Origin of the sequence: Cohnella rhizosphaerae (assembly GCF_029525575.1) — a bacterium.
Lineage (GTDB): Bacteria > Bacillota > Bacilli > Paenibacillales > Paenibacillaceae > Cohnella > Cohnella rhizosphaerae.
Window position 1 is genome coordinate 233,430 of the sequence record NZ_JAPDIA010000002.1, and the last position, 19,181, is coordinate 252,610.

The following is a 19,181-nucleotide window of genomic DNA, read 5'->3' on the forward strand; positions in this document are numbered from 1 at the left end:
ATTCCCTTTCTAACCGTTCTTTGTTTTGCTTTAACGGTCTTCGTCCGTATCGCTCAGCGGATCCTCCCCGGGATAGATGCGAGGCAGGTCCTCGTGAAGCTCGATGTTTTCGTAGCCGAAATGCGTATCCTGGTCGATGCGCCAAGGCTTCGAGCGTCCCAGCTTCAAATTCGTGACGAGGCTGGCGCCGTAGGGGCCTTCCGGAAATTCCTCGAGGAACAGATCGTTGCGGCCCGACTCTACAGTGCTCAGATCCGTATCAGGGCGGCGTTCTTCGGAAAGGAAACGGGACAAGGGAAGGCCCTCCTTTTAATAAGGATGGGCCTATTGTGCGTCGCGCAAGCGCTATTCATGCATGACGAAGCGTTACAGACCGTTTCAGTCCGTAAAATGAACCTCGCCCAGCACCAGCGCCAAAAATTGCGACAGCTCGGCTGCCGCTTCTTCATCGATGCGGAATACGGCCGCGACGACGCCCTCTTCCTCAAGATCATCATAGGCGAGCACGCCGCTTGCGGCCGGACTGCATGTCGATGACGAGCTTTTTGCCGTAAAAACGGTTGGTCGTCACGATCGCCAGATCGAACCGGTTCAATCCCGGCGATACGAAAGTGACGAAACGCGTGCTCGTTTGTTCCGTGCTGTCCGACAGAAAGTCGAAGTCCGTCAATTCCATTTCGGAGCTCCTTTCAGTTGGTTTGCGCGTAAGGCGGATTTTGATGAATGAATTGCGGGCTTACAATGCGATCCTCATAGCTCTTGTGGAACACGGAGGTCGCGGAAGGGGACAGCGGCGGGATTAGCCAGGACCAGCGGCCCGTGACCGCTCTGCCGGCCTTTTCTTCGTTGCGCTCGAAAACGCTGAATTGCTGGGCGGCCGTATGATGATCGACGATCGTGACGCCGGCGCTCCGGTAGGAGTGGAGTACCGCGGCGTTGAGTTCGACCAGCGCCCGATCTTTCCACAGCGTCGCGTTCGAAGAGGTATCCAGCCCAAGATTGGCCGCAACGAGCGGCAGCAGGTTGTACCGGGCTTCGTCGCCCAGGTTCCGCGAGCCGATCTCCGTGCCCATGTACCAGCCGTTGAAGGGTGCCGCGGGGTACCGGATGCCCCCGATCTCGAGCAGCATGTCGGAGATGACGGGAACGGCATACCATTTGGCGGGAAAGCCCGCAAAGATGTCGTGCTCCGGATGCGCTAAAGGGACCTCGAGCGCGTGCGTCCGCGGGAGCTCGAACAGCCGCGGGGGGATTGCTGCCTTGCTGAATCACGAGCGGGAGCAGATCGAACGGCGTGCCTTCGCCGCGCCAGCCCAGCCGCTCGCAGACGCGGGTGAACCCGACCGAGGCGGGATCGCCCACAATGCCTGTTGCCTTTTCATAGCCTGCGTATCTCAGCAGCTGGTGATTCCATATTCGAAAGGGATCGGCGCCCTCTCCCGCCTGCGGCAGGATCGTGATCGCGGGGCGGATCTCCCCGCCGTTGGTGGCGAACTTCAGATGATGCAGCAGCGCTTCAAAAACGTCTTCCTCCGAAGCAACTCCGCGCGCGTCGAACACGTGCATCCGGTTCCAGAACAACCGGCCGATGCAGCGGTTCGCATTGCGCCATGCCATCTTTGCGCCGAGCGACAGCTCTTCGGGGGGTATGCGCATAGGTGCCCGTGTCCTCGATCTGCGCCAGCGCTTCCTGGCGTCTGAGGGCTGCGGCCGTTACCTCCATCCCTGTCTCTTGCGCGTACTGCAGCAGGAAGCGCTCGGCTTCGCTTTGCAGCGATTGTACGCCGGTATCGGCTGAGGTCGTAGTGCGCATCGGCGTCGGCTCCCATTCGCGGCCTTGGCGGCCAAGATGTTGAGTTTACCTTAACATATCGATAGCAGCCCGGCAAAAGACGATCCTGTGAATATCGTCGTCCCCGGCCTCTTGCCAAAACGGCCCTTTTTTTGGTAGGCTAAAAAAAAGAACAGGTCGAACGGACGAGGAAGCACCTCCAACGCCAAGCGCGGGAAGAGGTGCTTCCTTTTTTGTCGCCTTTTTTCTCCCTTGGACGGCTTGTTATCCCAGCGCCGGCGGATGCCGGACCATTACGAGGAGGACAAAGGCTATGAAGATCGTATTTTTGAATCGGCTCGAGCAAGGCAGCGGCTACCCGGCGGGGCGCGAAGGACAAGTTTTCATCGGGGGAAGAGCAGGGCAATTGGACCGCGGGGTGGCAAGAGACGGCCGAGAGCGGGGATACGGAACGGACGATCTGGTACGAGGGCACGAGTTGGGAGGAGCTTCTGTCGTCGTTCCGTCACGGCGTAGCCGGCAGGATGAAGGAGGGGTACCGTCCGATGCTGGACGGCATGCTGGAGGATACGCCGTTCTGGGAGCGCAAGCCGCAGCTGCAGACGCTGCTCCAGTGCTACGCCGACGGCCGGCCGGCATCCGAAGAGGTCGTCGAAGCGCTTCGGGTATGGCGCAGAACGAAGGCTGCCGAGGAGAAGCGGCCGGCGTACATGATCGCGACCAATCGCGAACTCCACGGGTTGGCGGTTTTTCTGCCGCACAGCCAGGCGGAGCTGCAGCAGGTTCCCGGCTTCGGCAAGCTGAAGGCGGAGCGGTACGGCGCGGAGCTGGTCGCGATGCTGGTCAAGTCGGAGCGCGGCCATGCGTTCCCGCTCGACTGGGTATCTGCGGCGGTGACTGCCGATCAATACGCTGCCTGGATGTTCGCTCAGCGGGAGGACCGCTACGGCAAGAGCTTGTCGCTCATTCAGGAGAAACGCAAGCTGCTCGCGGGCATACGCGAGGGAAGCACGCTTGCGGAGCTGGCCGAGCGGATGCAGTGCGCGCGCAGGGAGCTGATCGCGAGAATCGAGCAGCTCGACGAGGAAGGCTACGACGTGCTGCCGCTGATCGACCAGGAGCTTGCGGCCGTGCCGGAGCAGGAGAAGGAGGTCGCCCTGGGCGCCATGGACGAGCTGGGGGACCGCTTTCTCAAGCCGCTGCAGCAGCGGGTGTACGGTGCCCAGACGGGCACGGAATATGCAGAGACCGAGCGGCAGTACGAGAAGCTGCGCATGCTTCGCATAACGTTCCGTAGAAGCAGGAAGATCGCCATTTAAGGTCGAATTCGGCCATAAACCCGCGTTCACGAGCTTGAAGCGCCCTTTTGCTGCCGAACCGGACGTGATATGATGCCAAGGATATTGAATCGGCACGCATGCGGGTTCGGCAAGGGGCGCTTACTGGACATGGAATTGGACAAAAAAATGAAGCTCGGCCGTCTCACGTGGCCGATTATGATCGAGATGTTCCTGGCGTTCGCCATCGGCACGTCGGATACGCTCATGGTGAGCCGGATATCGGACGACGCGGTAGCCGTCGTAGGCTTTTCCAACCAATTTTTTAATGCCGTTATCGTCGTTTTTATGCTTGTGGCCAGCGGCGCCGGCATCTTGATCGCCAATCGGCTGGGGGCGGGCGATGCTTACGCGGCGCGCAAGCTGGCGATCGTGTCCGTCGTGCTGACGGGGGCGATCGGGCTAGTCGTCAGCCTGCTGATGGTTTTCGGGGCCGGCCAGATCGCGGGTTGGCTCGGCATGCCGCCCGATATCCGGCCGCTCGCGAACGATTATATGTCGATCGTCGGCGGCGGCATGATCTTTACGGCCATCGGCAACGCGCTGTCTACGGCCGTTCGCAATACGGGCAATACGCGTTCTCCGATGTATATCGCGATCATGATGAACGTCGTTCACATTTTTCTGAACGCGTTGTTTATTTTCGGTCTGCTGGGCTTTCCGAAGTGGGGGCTTTTCGGCGTGGCGCTGTCGACGCTGTTCGTACGGGCGGCCTCAGTCGTTCTGCTGCTGTACGTGTTCCGTTCGGCTTTTGGCGGTCGGATCGGATTTCGCGAATTTTTGCGTCCCGACTGGAGCAGGTCGAGGGAGATCTTGCGGATCGGCTGGCCGCTCAGCATGAACGGCGGCTCGTGGCAGCTGTCGCAGCTCGCGATAACGGGCCTCATCGGCGTCATGGGCGCGCAGCAGCTGGCGGCGCGAACCTATATGAACACGATGGAATCGTTCGCGTTCACGATCGGGTGGTCGTTCGCGATGGCGGTGCAAATCTTGATCGCCTACCTGTTCGGGCAGGGAAAGCTGAGGGAGGCTTACAGAAGCGCGTATCGGGCGATGGGTTACGGAATGGCGTTCGTCCTTTTCAACACGGCGCTCATGCTCCTGTTTCGCAAGCAGATCATCACCTTTTTCACGGCAGATCCGTGGATCGTGGACATGGCGATCGTGCTCCTATGGCTGAACCTGATCTTGCAGCCGGGCAAGATGCTCAACATGGCGCTCGGCCAGTCGATCGTAGCGGTCGGCGACAGCCGGTACATGATGAAGATCTCGATACCCAGCCAGTGGCTCGTGTCCGTCGGCCTTGCTTACCTCCTCGGCATCCGGCTGGGGTGGGGGCTGTACGGCGTGTACGCGGGCATGATCCTCGACGAGTATATCCGCGGCGCCGTGCTGTATTTACGCTGGCGGCATCACCGCAAACGCGGCCTGTTCGCCGATCATGGCGATCTGCGCGCGGGAGCGTTGGCCCCGGCGAAGGGCGGCTTGCAAGCCTAGCGTTCTCCTTCAACGACAAAGGCGCTCCCGTTCGCTGCTGCTGCAGCGGATCAGGAGCGCCTTGTCTGCGGTAACGGCCCGGCGTCGTTCATAGCCAATCCTTCTTGCGAAAAATGTAAAACATGCCGAAGCCGAGTCCGATCATGATGCACAACAGCACGACGGAGCCGTACTGGTCGTGCATGCCGGGGATATAATCGAAGTTCATTCCGTACACGCCGGTGAGGAAGGTGAGCGGCATGAAGATCGTCGTCAGCGCCGTGAACACGCGCATGATCTCATTGGCCCGGTTGGCGACGCTGGACTGATAGGCTTCGCGCAAGTTGCCCATCAGATCCCGGTACGTTTCGAACGTTTCGTATATTTTGACGGCATTTTCGTGGATGTCGATAAAGTACTTTTGCAGCTGATGGTCGATGAGTCTCAGGTCCCGCTTGTTCAGCGTGGCGATGACGTCGCGCTGCGGACCGAGCACCTTCTTGAGCCACAAAATCTCGCTTCGCAGACCGATGATCTCGGTCAGATGCGACTTTTTGGTATGCATCAGAATATCTTCTTCGAGCTGTTCGATGCGGGCTTCGATCCGGTCGCCGACGGAAAAATAGTTGTCGACGACGATATCCACGAGATGGTACATCAATCTGTCGGCGGAGTTGACCTCCTGCTCCCAGAGGATCGGCTTGATGCTGCGCAGCTCGTTGATTTTCTGGCGGGTGACGGTGATCAGGTAGTGCCTTCCGAGGAAGACGTTCAGGGCGCGGAGGAAAATCTCCTCGTCGTCGAATCGGATGCTGTTGATGACGAGAAAATAATGGCTCTCGTAAACCTCGAGCTTCGGGCGCTGCTCCTCTTCGGTGAGGCAGTCTTCGACGGCCAGGTCGTGGATGCCGAACAGCGGCTGCAGGACGACGAGATCGTCAACGTCCGCGTCGATCCAGTAGAAGCCTTCATCGGGCGGGACGAGCGTCTCGGTAATATCTTCAACAGTCGTAAAAACGCCTTGACGGACCAGGCGGATCTTCATGGATATCGCTCCTTGTCATAATCGGCTTAAGCGCCGTCCGGCGCGCCCGTCATGCGGGCGCATCGTGCGGCGCTGTCGTATTATGCAGGGCGAAACATCCGCGCGCGAAGGGGTTTACTCGGCGGAGCCGGGCAAGCGCGGGGCTTCGGTGGCGAACTCTCGTCCTGCGGCAATGCGTCTTGAAGTGCGACTTGGCCCAGGATGATCTCCTTCCATGACCGGCTCCCCCCTTCCGTTTTTCGGATCGCTGCTTAGCTTCGAATCCGCCCTGTCCGGGCGCAATCCGTGTTAAGTATAATCCTCCGCTTCATCCCTTTCAAGGACAATTTCGCGCGGCTGTTCGGACGCTTGACGGAAGCGGGCCGATCGGTTACATTAATTGTAGTTTAACCCATACAACCGAATAGTTTTGCCCATCTTATCAAGAGCAGGCGGAGGGACTAGCCCGATGAAGCCCGGCAACCGGCGTAGCGTACGCACGGTGCTAATTCTTGCGAAGACGTCCGTTTTCGGACGTTTCTGGGAGATGAGAGAGGCGATCGATTAACCGTTTGTTAACGACGACCCCTTTCTGACGAAAGCGGGTCTTTTGTTTTTTCCAACCCACCCGAACAGGAGTGATACGATGCCCATCAAGGTACCCGACAATTTGCCGGCCAAGGAGATATTGGCAGGAGAAAACATATTCGTCATGGACGAAAGCGTCGCCTACCACCAGGATATTCGGCCGCTGCGGATCGCGATACTCAATTTGATGCCGACAAAGGAAACGACCGAGACGCAGCTGCTGCGCCTCATCGGGAATACGCCGCTGCAGGTGGAGGTCGTGCTGCTCCATCCGAAAACCCATACGTCCAAAAACACGTCGTCCGAGCACCTCGAGAGCTTCTACAAGACGTTCGACGAGATCGCCCATCAGCGCTACGACGGCCTGATCATCACGGGAGCGCCCGTAGAGACGCTGCCGTTCGAAGAGGTCAACTATTGGGAAGAACTGAAGGACATCATGGATTGGAGCGCCAAGTACGTCACTTCGACCTTCCACATCTGTTGGGCGGCCCAGGCCGGCCTTTACCACCACTTCGGCGTACCGAAGCTGCCGCTCGAGGAAAAGCTGTTCGGCGTGTTCCCGCATACGCTCGCGAAGCGCAACGTGCCGCTGCTGCGCGGGTTCGACGAGATGTTCTACGTGCCGCAGTCCCGGCATACCGAGGTTCGGCGCGAGGATATCGACAAGGTGCAGCAGCTTGAAGTATGGGCCGAGTCCGAGGAAGCGGGCGTTTACATCGTGGCGTCGCGCGGAGGAAAGCAAATTTTCGTGACCGGACATTCCGAATACGATCCGAACTCGCTGAAGTGGGAGTACGACCGCGACAAGGCCAAGGGACTTCGGATCAACGTGCCCAAAAATTATTTTCCGAAGGACGATCCGTCCAAAATGCCCCTGTCGACCTGGCGCGCGCACGCGAACCTGCTTTATTCCAACTGGCTGAACTACTATGTGTACCAGGAGACGCCTTACGACCTGGGCGCAGGCATCTGAGCGGAGGAGCCGCAGGAGCAGGGCAAGCGCATTCGCATGCGTGAAGCCGGCAGCAATATCGATCGCAAATCAGCGGGCGTCAGGCGCCCAACCTATGACGATGGAGGAATCCCTTTTATGAAAATCGAAAGCCGCCTTGCCCAGATCGGTTCGCAGGAGGATCCGGCAACCGGCGCCGTCAGCTTCCCGGTGTACCAAGCGACCGCGTTCCGCCATCCCAAGCTTGGACAGAGCACGGGCTTCGACTACGCCCGCACGAAGAGCCCGACGCGAGCCGTGCTCGAGGAAGCGGCCGCGAAGCTCGAGAGCGGCGACCGCGGATTCGCCTGCAGCTCCGGCATGGCCGCGCTTCAGACGATCTTCGCCCTCTTCAAGCAAGGCGACCACCTGATTGTCTCGCTCGACCTTTACGGCGGCACCTACCGACTGCTCGAGAAGATCATGTCCCGCTTCGGCGTGACCGCCTCGTACGTGGACACGAACGACCTGGACGCCCTCGAGACGCTGCGCACGCCGTCAACGCGCGCCGTCCTGATCGAGACGCCGACCAACCCGCTCATGATGATCACGGATATCGCCGCGGTCGCCTCCTGGGCCAAGGCCCACGGTCTGCTGACGATCGTGGACAACACGCTGCTCACGCCTTATCTTCAGCGTCCGATCGAGCTTGGCGCCGACATCGTCATTCATAGCGCGACGAAGTACTTGGGCGGGCACAACGACGTATTGGCGGGCTTGATCGTCACGAAGGGGCAGGCGTTGTCCGACGAGATGGCGTTCCTCCACAACTCGATCGGCGCGGTGCTCGGTCCGCAGGATTCCTGGCTGCTCATGCGGGGCATGAAGACGCTGGCGCTGCGGATGGAACGTCACGAGTTCAACTCCGTCAAGCTGGCGGAGTGGCTTGACGAGCATCCCGCCGTCGAGTCGGTCTACCACCCGGCGCTGCCGGCGCATCCGGGACACGACGTTCAGAAGCGGCAGGCGTCCGGCAGCACGGGCATCTTCTCTTTCCGCATGAAGGACGCCCGCACGATCGAGCCGATCCTGCGGCATCTGCGTCTGATCGCGTTCGCGGAGAGCCTTGGCGGCGTCGAGTCGCTGCTGACGTATCCGGCCGTGCAGACGCATGCCGACATTCCCGAGGAGATCCGCCGCAAGGTCGGCGTGGACGACCGCCTGCTGCGCTTCTCCGTCGGCATCGAGCATATCGACGACCTGATCGAAGATTTGGGACAAGCGATCGAGGCCGCCGGCGCGGAGATCGGGGGCGAACGCGCGTGACGCATCCGAACGACCGACATGCGGGAGACCGCGAATTCGCCACCAAGCTGATCCACTTCGGCTCGGAGATCGACGAAGCGACGGGCGCCTCGAGCGTGCCGATCTACCAGGCGTCGACGTTCCACCACTTCGATCTGGAGCAGCCTCCGAAGCATGACTACAGCCGTTCCGGCAATCCGACCCGCGAAGCGCTGGAGTCTTACATCGCGCTGCTTGAAGGCGGAACGCGCGGCTTCGCCTTTTCCTCCGGCATGTCCGCGATCTCGACCGCCTTCCTGCTCCTGTCGGCTGGCGATCACGTCATCGTGACCGAGGACGTGTACGGCGGCACCTACCGGCTGCTGACGACCGTACTGAACCGGCTGGCGATCGAATCCACCTTCGTCGACATGACCGATTTTGAACAGGTCGTCGCCGCCCGCAGGCCGAACACGAAGGCGATCTTCATGGAGACGCCGTCCAACCCGACGCTCAAGATCACCGACATCAAGCGGATCGCCGATTGGGCCAGGGAGCAAGCGCTGCTGACGATGCTGGACAATACGTTCATGACGCCGTATCATCAGCGTCCGATCGAGCTGGGGGGTCGACCTGGTGCTGCATAGCGCGACCAAGTTTCTGGGCGGGCACAGCGACGTGCTCGCGGGTTTGATCGTTACGGCCGACGAGGAACTCGGCAAGCGCGTCAAGGCGCTGCAAAACGGTCTTGGGACCGTGCTCGGCACGCAGGAGAGCTGGCTGCTCATGCGGGGCATGAAGACGCTGCAGGTGCGCATGGAAGCGAGCGAGCGCAGCGCGCGCAAGCTGGCGCAGTGGCTGAACGAACATCCGGGCGTGGCGCGCGTTTATTACCCCGGGCTCGACGGACATCCGGGCAAGGACGTTCACGAGCGTCAATCGCAAGGATACGGCGCGGTCGTCTCGTTCGATGCGGGAAGCGGGGAAAAAGCGCGGCGGCTGCTCGGCAAGGTTCGCATTCCGATCGTCGCGGTCAGCCTCGGAGCGGTCGAGAGCATCCTGTCGTATCCGGCCATGATGTCCCATGCCGCGATGCCGGCCGAGGTCAGGGCGGCGCGCGGCATTACCGACGGGCTGGTGCGTTATTCGGTCGGGCTGGAGGATGTCGACGATCTGATCCGCGACCTGGCGCAGGCGCTGGAAGCCTGACGAAGGCTTGGCGGCTTGCCGGGGATGGATCGAAGCGGACCGGAGCGCGTTGCAGCGCACCCGGGCGGATCGTAAAGGTTGCCATGATTCGCCTTTCCGAGCATTCCGATTCGTGATAAAATAACAACATTCGACATTTGAAACGACAAGGCAGGCGAGGACGTGACCGCGACGATGCTGCTTCAGAGATTAAAGACGATTGCCAAGGTATTTCTTCCGAATGGCCGGTTGAATGCCTTTCCGCCCGATTTTACGATCAGGCGGCCGATCTTATCTCTGCTGCGGCGGCGTCTCGATCGCGGAGAAGCCTGCTTTTTAGCTTTGTACCGCTGGGAGAGCAGGTTCGATCCCGAGCATCGGCAGCATGCCCGCGAGGAAGAACAGCGTCTGTCGGCCGCCAGCCGGAGGCAGCTCGCCCTGCTCGCCCGAGAACAGTTCGGCAAGCGCGAACTGATCGGCATGGACCAATATGGCGCGCAAGATTACGTCGTGCTCGTCAGCGCGCCTCAGGATCCGGAGGAGTCGTTCGTGCCCGTCTCGCTGTTCCGCAAGCTGGAGCTGCTGCGGCACGCCTTCGAAGGCGGCACCTCGGCCCTCCTGCCCGAAGCGGCCGAGCGGTGGCAGCTGACCGGCACGTACGTGCCGGTCTCGAGCGCTTCGTGGGCGTCCGCGCGGGACGCGGCGACGCTTTTTAAGGAAACGTTCGATTTTGCGCTGGCGCTTGCCACCGGAGCGGTCACGCCGCAGGTGATCGAAGCCCGCAGGCAGCTTGACGAGATTCTGGCCGAAGGCCGAATCTCGGTGCTTGCGCAGCCGATCATGGACCTGCGAAGCGGAGACGTGTACGGCTGGGAGATATTGACGCGCGGACCGGCCGCCAGCGTCTTCCATATGCCCGACGAGCTGTTCCGCTTCGCGGGTCAGAGCAAGCTGCTCAGCAAGCTCGAATTTATCGTGGTCAGGCACGCCTTGGACGAGATCGCGAGCCGGCGCATATGCGAGCCGGTTTTTCTGAACGTCACGCCGGTGACCTTGGCGCATCCGCTTTTCATGGCGCATTTGGAGCAATGCCTGGAGCGTCATCCGTCGCTGTCTCCCGGACAGATCGTGCTCGAGATTACCGAGCGTCACGAGATCCACGATCTCTCGGAGATGTCCAAGATTTTGGACCGGTTCCGCGAGAAGGGGTACCGATTCGCGATCGACGACGCCGGATCGGGCTACTCGAGCCTCCAATGGATCGGAGAGCTGATGCCGGAGCTCATCAAGATCGACCGGTCGGTCATCCAGTTCGTAGACCGTTACAAGGTCAAGGAGAGCCTGCTGCGCGCGATCGTGACCGCCGCGGGCGAGATGAGCTGCGACGTCGTGGCCGAAGGCGTCGAGCGCGAGGAAGAGGCGGACGTCTTGTTCCGCCTGAACGTGAGCATGGGGCAAGGCTACTATTTCGCGCGCCCGAATCCGCTTTTGCACGCGCACGAGCGCGAGATTTTCCAAGAAATGAAGGAACGGATACAAGTTAGGCGCGGCTTGGTTGCCTCCTGATACCGGGGAGGCGTCTTTTTATTCGGTTTCAATCGTGATTTATTTCACAAAGAAATGCATGACAAGGACGTCGATCAGCGTTAGAATAAGGGCATAGTGAAGGAGGCTTGAACGATGAGTGCGGTGGATGGAATACTTACACGCGCGCTGCAGGGCCAGCGCTTGGAATTGGAAGATGTCGTCAAGTTGTTCGAGTCGGACGAGATCGAGAAAATGGGAGCCGCGGCGAACGAGCTGATGCTGCGGCGCCACCCCGATCCGATCACGACGTTCGTCGTCGGACGCAACGTGAACTATACGAATATTTGCGACGTGTACTGCCGTTTTTGCGCCTTCTACCGCGCGCCGGGCTCCAACGAAGGCTATGTGCTGCCGGATGAGCTCATTTTGCAGAAGATTCAAGAGACCGTCGACGTCGGCGGCACCGAGATTCTGATGCAAGGCGGGACGAATCCGAACCTGAAGTTCAGCTATTACCTGGACCTGCTGCGCAAGATCAAGGCTCGTTTTCCGGAGATTACGATGCACTCCTTCTCCCCCGCGGAGATTCACAAGATGAAGGACGTCTCGGACGGCCTGTCGCTCGAAGAGGTCATCCGTCAGATCCACGAGGCCGGACTCGACTCGCTGCCGGGCGGCGGCGCGGAGATTCTGGACGATCGGACTCGCCGCAAGATCAGCCGGCTGAAGGGCTCCTGGCGCGACTGGATGGACGTCATGACGACCGCGCACAAGATCGGCATGAACACGACCGCGACGATGGTCATCGGCTTCGGCGAATCGATGGAGGAACGGGCGCTGCATCTGCTGCGGGTGCGCGAAGCGCAGGACGAATGCCTGAACAACGGCTATCCGTCCAAGGGCTTCCTCGCGTTTATTCCGTGGACGTTCCAGCCGGACAATACGAACATGAAGCGCGAAAAGGCCTCGCCGGAGGAGTATCTCAAGACGCTGGCGATCAGCCGCATCGCGCTCGACAATATCGACAACTTCCAGTCCTCCTGGGTCACGATGGGACCGGAGATCGGCAAGCTGTCGCTTACCTACGGCTGCAACGACTTCGGCAGCACGATGATGGAGGAAAACGTCGTCTCGGCAGCAGGCACCACGCACAAGGTCAACATCGAACTCATTCTCAAGCTCATTCGCGAAGCCGGGAAGATTCCTGCCCAACGGAATACGCGGTACGAGATTTTGAAGGTGTACAACGAGGACGAGAGCGTGGCGCGGGATTTTATTATGCAGAACTGATGGAGTGAACAAGGCCTTTCCGGCTGCTCGGTTGACGAGCGGCTGGGAAGGCTTTTTTTTGACCTGCCGGAACGCCAGTCGGGCAGAGCGTCGTAGCTGGTATCGGACTCAGGGGGCGCTATTTCGTAAAAAAAAGGTCCAAATGGCGCTCGTTGCGGACTGGAGGGACGTTAATTTCTCGAATCGGCACCAATTAAGGCCGGCAAACACGCAATAACGGCTACTGAGTCCGCGAGCGGACAGCGAATCGCGATACGAACAACAATAACGGCTCCTCGGTCCATCGTCTTGGCGCTAGTGCGCAAAATTAATGGCCGCGGACCGCTTTTGCGAAGAAGCGACTTGGCTTTATGGAAAGAACAAGCCGACGGAGATCGCCACGAATGGCAGCCCGATTGCGCTGAACCGCGCTTCTCCCCCCCTTAACCACAGATTCTGACCTAAGCCGCCCTCGCTTTTCACCAAAATCATCTCCGCCGAATCCGCATTTTACCAGACGCAAATTAATAAAATATACCACGTGCGACGAGCGATCGTATTTCGCGATTCCGGTCACCATATAGCTTAAGAACAGGAAGCCGGGGGTGAGCGGATGAACAGGGAGCAGTGGGCCGTTAGTCTGTACGGAGGCCTGGAGGCGCGCAGTAAGCTGCAGCGCATGATGAACGATGCATTCGAGGGACTGGCCGACAGCGCGGGACAAGGCCCATGGCGCCTCGCCGAACGCGGCGACGCCATCGTGTGCAAGCTGGATATCTCGGCGGGGCAGCGGGAATTTTGCGAAAAGGTCGGCATGGTGCTGGCGGAGTTCGTGCTGTCGGTCAAGGAACCGCAGGCGCTCGAACGCTTCATGCAGCGCAGGCTCGGCACGCGGGACCCGAAGGAAATCAAGACGGGAATGCGGGAAGCGATCGTCCTGATGAACGGAGAGCTGCCGGATGCCGAGTGCGGCGGGACGGAGACCGCTTCAGGAGAAGGCAGGAGACGCAGACTGGTCAGGATCGCCGCGAAGCTCGGCGACTATTTGTGGCGGAACGGGGCTCTTCACCTGGACGGCTTCATGCGGTTTCGGATGCGCGAGCATGCCGATGAGCTGAAGGAAGCGGCAGAAACGGCCGTCGAAGAAATGCTGATGGACCGGCAATACCAGGAATTCATGCGCCTGCTGCAGTCGATGGTGAAAGGCCAGGAGACCGGATTGCCGGCCATTCACGTGCTCCACGGCGGAGGGCAAGGACCGACGCTGCTCGACGAGAAGATGCGCCCGCTGCAGGACGAACCCGTCACCGAACCGGTCCTGCAAGCGGCGTCCGACCAGCAGGATCGCGAAAGCTTGCTGGTCACCCGGCTGCTGGCGGCGAGTCCGAGGCGGCTATACATCCATACCGACGAGCCGGACGCGCAGGTCGTGCGGACGCTGATGGGCATTTTCGGCGAGCGGGCCGCGATCTGCGACCACCCGATGCCGCGTTGAAGCCGGACCCATACAGGCCTTATGCCCTTATGCAGCGGCTGTCTTATGCGGCTTGACGCACACGGCCGGATGCGGGTATAATCCAACGTATCGGCTGTGAGAAAGACAGCGGCGCTGCAACGGACGGCCCAGAGAGAGGAACCTTGGCTGCAAGTTCCTTCCGGCAACGGCAAGCGTCGACCCCTTTCGAGCCGCAGCACCGAACGCAAGCGGCATGACTGCACGATTCGCGCACGCGCGAACAAGCGTCACGCTGGCTTGACCATTAAGCGCTGCCGGGTCATGACCGTTATTCATGCCTAGAGAATCGATCGTACTCCGCCATGCGCGGCAGATGCGGCGATTGAACGAGGGTGGAACCACGGACGCCATTCACAGGCGCTCGTCCCTTACCGGGGACGGGCGCTTTTTTGCGTTGATTTTGTCCCCAACCCATATTCCACGCTGCCAAGGAGGCCATCGCAAATGACTGTACAAATCAAGCTGCCCGACGGAGCGGTCCGCGAATACGAGGACGGCTCCAATATCGCCGACGTCGCGGGCTCGATCAGCCCGGGCTTGAAGAAAAACGCCGTAGCCGGCAAACTGGACGGCAAGGTCGTCGACCTGAACGCGGCGCTGACGCCGGACGCCAAGGTCGAGATCGTTACCCTCGATTCCGCGGACGGCGTCGAAGTGATGCGCCACAGCACCGCCCATCTCATGGCGCAGGCGATCAAGCGCATATACGGCGATACGGCCGTGAAGCTGGGCATCGGCCCGGTGATCGAGGACGGCTTTTACTACGATATCGACATGGAGCAGTCGATCACGCCGGACGACCTGGCGAAGATCGAAGCCGAGATGGAGAAAATCGTCAAGGAAGACCTGCCCATCGTCCGTCGCGTCGTCAGCCGCGAAGAAGCGCTTCGCATTTATACCGGGCTGGGCGATCCGCTCAAGCTTGATCTGATCAACGGGCTGCCTGAGGACGCGGAGATCACCATCTACGATCAAGGCGAATTTTTCGATCTGTGCCGCGGTCCGCACTTGCCGTCGACCGGACGCATCAAGTCGTTCAAGCTGCTGAGCGTGGCCGGCGCGTACTGGCGCGGCGACAGCAAGAACAAAATGCTGCAGCGCATCTACGGCACCGCCTTCGCCAAGAAGGCGCAGCTCGACGAGCATCTCCATTTCCTCGAAGAAGCGAAAAAACGCGACCACCGCAAGCTCGGCAAGGAGCTCGGCATGTTCACCTTCTCGCGCGAGGTCGGACAAGGGCTGCCGCTTTGGCTGCCGAACGGCGCAAAGGTGCGCCAAATGCTCGAGCGCTACATCGTCGACCTGGAGGAGAAACTTGGCTACCAGCACGTTTATACGCCGGTGCTCGCTAACGTCGAACTGTACAAGATCTCCGGCCACTGGGAGCATTACCAGGAAGACATGTTCCCGCCGATGCAGATGGACAACGAGGAGCTCGTCCTGCGTCCGATGAACTGCCCGCATCATATGATGGTATACAAGAGCGAGATGCGCAGCTACCGCGACCTGCCGATTCGGATCGCCGAGCTCGGCACGATGCACCGCTACGAGATGTCGGGCGCCTTGACCGGCCTGCACCGCGTGCGCGCCATGACGCTGAACGATTCGCACATTTTCTGCCGGCTCGACCAGATCAAGGACGAATTCAAGCGCGTCGTGCAGCTCATTCAGCGCGTTTACGAAGACTTCGGCCTTAAGGAATATCGTTTCCGCCTCTCCTATCGCGATCCGGCGGACAAGGAGAAGTACTGGCCGGACGACCACATGTGGGAAACGACGCAGCGCATGCTCCGCGAGGTCGTCGACGAGCTCGGCCTGCCGTACTTCGAGGCGGAAGGCGAAGCGGCGTTCTACGGACCGAAGCTGGACGTTCAGGTCAAGACGGCGCTTGGCAAGGAAGAGACGCTCTCGACCGCGCAGATCGACGTGCTCCTGCCGGAGCGCTTCGAGCTCGAATATGTCGGCGACGACGGCAAGAAGCACCGCCCGGTCGTCATCCACCGCGGCATCATCAGTACGATGGAGCGCATGACCGCGTTCCTGCTGGAAAACTTCGCCGGCGCGCTGCCGGTCTGGCTGTGCCCGGTGCAGGCCAAGATCCTGCCCGTCAGCCAAGCGTTCGAGCCGTACGCGCGGGAGCTTGAGGACAAGATTAGAGAAGCCGGCGTTCGCGTCGTGGCCGACTTGCGCAACGAGAAGCTCGGCTACAAAATCCGCGAGGCCCAGCTTGAGAAGGTGCCGTACATGCTCGTCGTTGGCGAGAACGAATCCGCCGCCGGCACGGTGTCCGTTCGCCGCCGCGGCGAAGGCGATATCGGCGCGGAGCCGATCGACGCGTTCATCGCGCGCATTAGAGGCGACATCGACAGCAAACGCACCGACTGATTAGGCGCCTGGTCCCGCATAAAGCTTGCGAGCTTTGGACATTCTCCCTGTAGGAGGAATGTTGCAAATGCCCGCAAGCTTTTTTTATCGATCGGCACTCGTGCTGCTCGTCGTCTCCGCGGCCTGGAATGCGTCGGAGGTCCCGCGAGCCGGCGCGGAAGCTGCCGCGGAAGAAGAACGCGAGGAGCCTTATTCCGCGACCGTATCCGTCCTGGCGACGGGCTATACGGCAGGCGTGGAGTCTACGGGCAAACGCCCGGGACATCCCCAATACGGCGTGACGTATTCCGGCGTCAAAGTCAGGCGCAGCAAGGTGTCGACGATCGCGGCCGACACGCGCGTTTTTCCGCTGGGCACGCTCCTTTACATTCCGGGCTACGGCTACGGCTGCGTCGCCGATACGGGCTCGCGGATCAAAGGGAGACGAATCGATCTGTATTTCCCTTCGACCCGCCAAGTCTTCAAGGAGTGGGGGGAAGAAGCAGGTCGAAGTCAAAGTCATCCGCCGAGGCAGCGGGAGGGTGACGGAGACGATGCTGGACGAGATGAACGAGGTAGCGGTGGCGGGCCAGGACTTGTCCGACAAAAAATTCGATTCTTAGTATATTTATGATATTACGATCGGAATCCATATGTTAAAATAAAGGAGATGAGGATCAAAAGGCCTAAGGAGTGACATTAAGGCATGACAAACTCCCGCGGAGAAATCGGAAGTCGCGAACAATCCGCTATCGAGGATGAACTTCTGAACGAGCTGTATCGGGAGATGCTGCGGGTGGCCCGTCACAGGCTTCATCACAAGAGCGACGCGACCGACGTGGTCCAGGAAGCATGGGTAAGAATCTTGGAAAAGCGGGACACGCTCCGGGAGAGCAACAAGATTATTCCGTGGGCGAAGACGATCGCCGCCAATTTGGCGCTCAACGCCAACCGCGCCAGACGCGTCAAGCCCGTCAGCGAGCTGAGCGAAGCTTATGCGGCCGGAGAGTCCGGACCCGGCAGGCTTAGCGAGCCGGAGACGATGGCGGAGCTGACCGATATCCTCGGGCGGCTGGAGCCGGCGACGCGCACGCTGCTGCTTTACAAGTTTTACTACGGGTTCAAGGACGACGAGATCGCGGCAGCGCTTCAGGTGCCGGTCGGGACCGTCAAGGCCCGTATCCACCGGGGGGAAGGCCCGATTGAAGGCCGAAGCCGGCGGCGCAGGAGCCCTGGATTTATAGCGATTTGCATATAAGCGAGAGGAACCGCGAGGTTCCTCTTTTATTTTGTCCGGCGGACAGCTATAATGTTAGCAATTATTACATTATGTCGATCGTTGTAGAAAATGCGATAAAAATCGGGGGCGATTCGAAGGTGGCCGAATGGCGGAAGTGGTTCAATAGGACTGACGGGGCCGGAGCGGAGCGAAAGGCGTCCGAGGTTAAGGCTGTCGCGAGCTCCGGCGCGAATTCCGGCACGACGTCAGGGGCGGCGTACGATGCGGATCAGGACAAGCTGCGGACGATGGTCGGGGAAGCGGTCGTCATCTCCGACCGACTGCAGGCAGCGGTGGGCGAGGTGGATTCGAGCGTCGGGCAGTTGGAAGCGATCGCAGACCGGTCCGCCGTGCAGGAAGACCGATTGCGCCAGCAGAGCAGGTTGGCGGCGGGGCGGCTGGACGAAGCGTTTTCCGCGCTGCAGGAGGTGGCGGCCGCTTCGGAGGAGATACGCGCGAATTCCGAGAGTATGAGCAGGCAGAGCCGGGAAGCCAGGGAAGTCGTGATCGACGTGTGCCGGTCGATGCTGCAGACCGACGAAGTCATGAACGACCTGGCCGCTCATCACGGCACGATGGAAGAACGCGTCAGCGGATTGATCGCAGAAGCGTCGAAAATAACGCAAATGAACGAGCTGATTCAGGAGATCGTATCGCAGACATCCCTGCTGGCGCTGAACGCGGCGATCGAGGCCGCGCATGCGGGCGAATTCGGCAGCGGCTTCACCGTGGTCGCCCAGGAGATTCGCAAGCTCGCGGAGCAGAGCAGCGTCGCGGTCAAGCAATCGACCGGCATCGTCCGGGATATCGAGGCGGGCATTCGGCAGGTCGTCGCGTCGGTGGCGGAAGAGAAGCAGTCGGTCGCTCGCGGGCTTGCGGAGATGAAGGTCAATCGCGACCGGATGGACGCCATCTACAATCATATCTTGAAGGTGGACGGCCAGGTCGGCAAGACGCAGACCGCGGCGGCCGAGCAAGCGGACCGGACCTCGGCGGCCAATGCGATGCTCAAGGACGTGGTCGACTCGGTCAATCAGATGATGTCCAGCATCGACGATACGCTCGCCCAGAACGTCAAGCAGCGCGAGGAGACGGCCAAGCTCGGCAGAGTGTCGACCGAGCTTAAGGCTGCCGCGGACGAATTGATCGGCGCCGTCCATCAGGCCGGCGGCAAGGTGTGGACGGATACCGGTCTGGCCGAAAAAGAAAGATGGATGCAATTTTTGACGACGATGGCGGCCGATCCGGCGCTAGGCGGGCTGGATGAAGGGATCCATCGAAGAGTGCTGTCCGGGTGGCTCGCGCAGACCGCAGGGGTGGAGGCGATCTGGTCCAACCGGTCCGACGGTTCCTTTATATACTCGGAGCCGGTCGCGGGCTTGCTCAACGCGCGCAGCAGGGAATGGTGGAAAAAAGCGATCGCCGGCGAGATTTTCGTCTCGGAGGTATACTTGTCCGCGATTACCAAGAAGCCCTGCGTAACCGTCTCGACGCCGCTGCAAGGCGCGGATGGCCGTCCGATCGGCGTCATCGGCATCGATATTGTGATCTCTTCCTGAAAAATAGCTGACATAAGGGTTCTCAACTTGGCGATTTTCCGATA

The 19,181-nt window shown here is 60.4% G+C and carries 12 protein-coding genes, 4 pseudogenes and 1 riboswitch; of the genes and pseudogenes, 12 read left to right on the forward strand and 4 right to left on the reverse strand.

Annotated features, from left to right (window positions below; translation table 11 throughout):
• Nucleotides 1–30 precede the first annotated feature (30 nt).
• The 3 genes and pseudogenes from OMP40_RS04640 to OMP40_RS04650 all read right to left on the reverse strand — a co-directional run bounded on the left by OMP40_RS04640 (nucleotide 31) and on the right by OMP40_RS04650 (nucleotide 1,813).
• Complete coding sequence (locus OMP40_RS04640; RefSeq protein WP_277529543.1) at nucleotides 31–294, reverse strand: hypothetical protein; 264 nt, start codon at nucleotides 292–294, stop codon at nucleotides 31–33.
• An 84-nt stretch (nucleotides 295–378) separates the two neighbouring features.
• Nucleotides 379–676, reverse strand: a pseudogene (locus tag OMP40_RS04645) (DUF3055 domain-containing protein).
• A 13-nt stretch (nucleotides 677–689) separates the two neighbouring features.
• A pseudogene (locus OMP40_RS04650) lies at nucleotides 690–1,813 on the reverse strand (nitric oxide synthase oxygenase).
• A gap of 524 nt (nucleotides 1,814–2,337) precedes the next feature.
• Here OMP40_RS04650 and OMP40_RS04655 point away from each other — a divergent pair.
• Both OMP40_RS04655 and OMP40_RS04660 read left to right on the forward strand, forming a co-directional pair.
• On the forward strand, nucleotides 2,338–3,111 hold the full coding sequence (locus tag OMP40_RS04655) for an HRDC domain-containing protein (protein WP_277529546.1): 774 nt from the start codon (nucleotides 2,338–2,340) through the stop codon (nucleotides 3,109–3,111).
• Between the two features lie 129 nt (nucleotides 3,112–3,240).
• On the forward strand, nucleotides 3,241–4,626 hold the full coding sequence (locus tag OMP40_RS04660; RefSeq protein ID WP_277529548.1) for an MATE family efflux transporter: 1,386 nt from the start codon (nucleotides 3,241–3,243) through the stop codon (nucleotides 4,624–4,626).
• 88 nt (nucleotides 4,627–4,714) lie between these two features.
• On the opposite strand, the gene corA is transcribed toward OMP40_RS04660, so the two are convergent.
• Nucleotides 4,715–5,650 carry a magnesium/cobalt transporter CorA gene (corA, locus tag OMP40_RS04665; protein ID WP_277529550.1) on the reverse strand — a complete coding sequence of 312 codons (936 nt, stop codon included), beginning with the start codon at nucleotides 5,648–5,650 and terminating at the stop codon, nucleotides 4,715–4,717.
• A 415-nt stretch (nucleotides 5,651–6,065) separates the two neighbouring features.
• Nucleotides 6,066–6,183: riboswitch (SAM riboswitch) on the forward strand.
• A gap of 92 nt (nucleotides 6,184–6,275) precedes the next feature.
• On the opposite strand from corA, the gene metA reads away from it, so the two are divergent.
• The 10 genes and pseudogenes from metA to OMP40_RS04715 all read left to right on the forward strand — a co-directional run bounded on the left by metA (nucleotide 6,276) and on the right by OMP40_RS04715 (nucleotide 19,137).
• Nucleotides 6,276–7,193, forward strand: a complete 918-nt coding sequence (gene metA, locus OMP40_RS04670; protein ID WP_277529552.1) for a homoserine O-acetyltransferase MetA — start codon at nucleotides 6,276–6,278, stop codon at nucleotides 7,191–7,193.
• 117 nt (nucleotides 7,194–7,310) lie between these two features.
• Entirely contained in the window at nucleotides 7,311–8,477 is a 1,167-nt protein-coding gene (locus OMP40_RS04675) for a PLP-dependent transferase (RefSeq protein ID WP_277529554.1), read from the forward strand.
• A pseudogene (locus OMP40_RS04680) lies at nucleotides 8,474–9,644 on the forward strand (PLP-dependent transferase). Before OMP40_RS04675 ends, OMP40_RS04680 begins: the two are co-directional and overlap by 4 nt.
• A 162-nt stretch (nucleotides 9,645–9,806) precedes the next feature.
• A complete protein-coding gene (locus tag OMP40_RS04685; RefSeq protein ID WP_277529557.1) occupies nucleotides 9,807–11,189 on the forward strand; it encodes an EAL domain-containing protein in 1,383 nt (460 codons plus the stop codon).
• A 114-nt stretch (nucleotides 11,190–11,303) separates the two neighbouring features.
• Complete coding sequence (mqnC, locus tag OMP40_RS04690; protein ID WP_277529559.1) at nucleotides 11,304–12,440, forward strand: cyclic dehypoxanthinyl futalosine synthase; 1,137 nt, start codon at nucleotides 11,304–11,306, stop codon at nucleotides 12,438–12,440.
• Nucleotides 12,441–13,032: 592 nt separating this feature from the next.
• On the forward strand, nucleotides 13,033–13,914 hold the full coding sequence (locus OMP40_RS04695; RefSeq protein ID WP_277529561.1) for a putative sporulation protein YtxC: 882 nt from the start codon (nucleotides 13,033–13,035) through the stop codon (nucleotides 13,912–13,914).
• A gap of 465 nt (nucleotides 13,915–14,379) precedes the next feature.
• Nucleotides 14,380–16,320, forward strand: a complete 1,941-nt coding sequence (gene thrS, locus OMP40_RS04700; RefSeq protein ID WP_277529563.1) for a threonine--tRNA ligase — start codon at nucleotides 14,380–14,382, stop codon at nucleotides 16,318–16,320.
• 178 nt (nucleotides 16,321–16,498) lie between these two features.
• Nucleotides 16,499–16,922: pseudogene (locus OMP40_RS04705) on the forward strand (3D domain-containing protein); the annotation flags it as partial.
• An 83-nt stretch (nucleotides 16,923–17,005) separates the two neighbouring features.
• Nucleotides 17,006–17,557 (forward strand): RNA polymerase sigma factor, encoded by a 552-nt coding sequence (locus tag OMP40_RS04710; protein WP_277529566.1) that lies wholly within the window; start codon nucleotides 17,006–17,008, stop codon nucleotides 17,555–17,557.
• 119 nt (nucleotides 17,558–17,676) lie between these two features.
• Nucleotides 17,677–19,137, forward strand: coding sequence for a methyl-accepting chemotaxis protein (locus tag OMP40_RS04715; RefSeq protein WP_277529567.1), 1,461 nt, complete (start codon nucleotides 17,677–17,679; stop codon nucleotides 19,135–19,137).
• Nucleotides 19,138–19,181 lie beyond the last annotated feature (44 nt).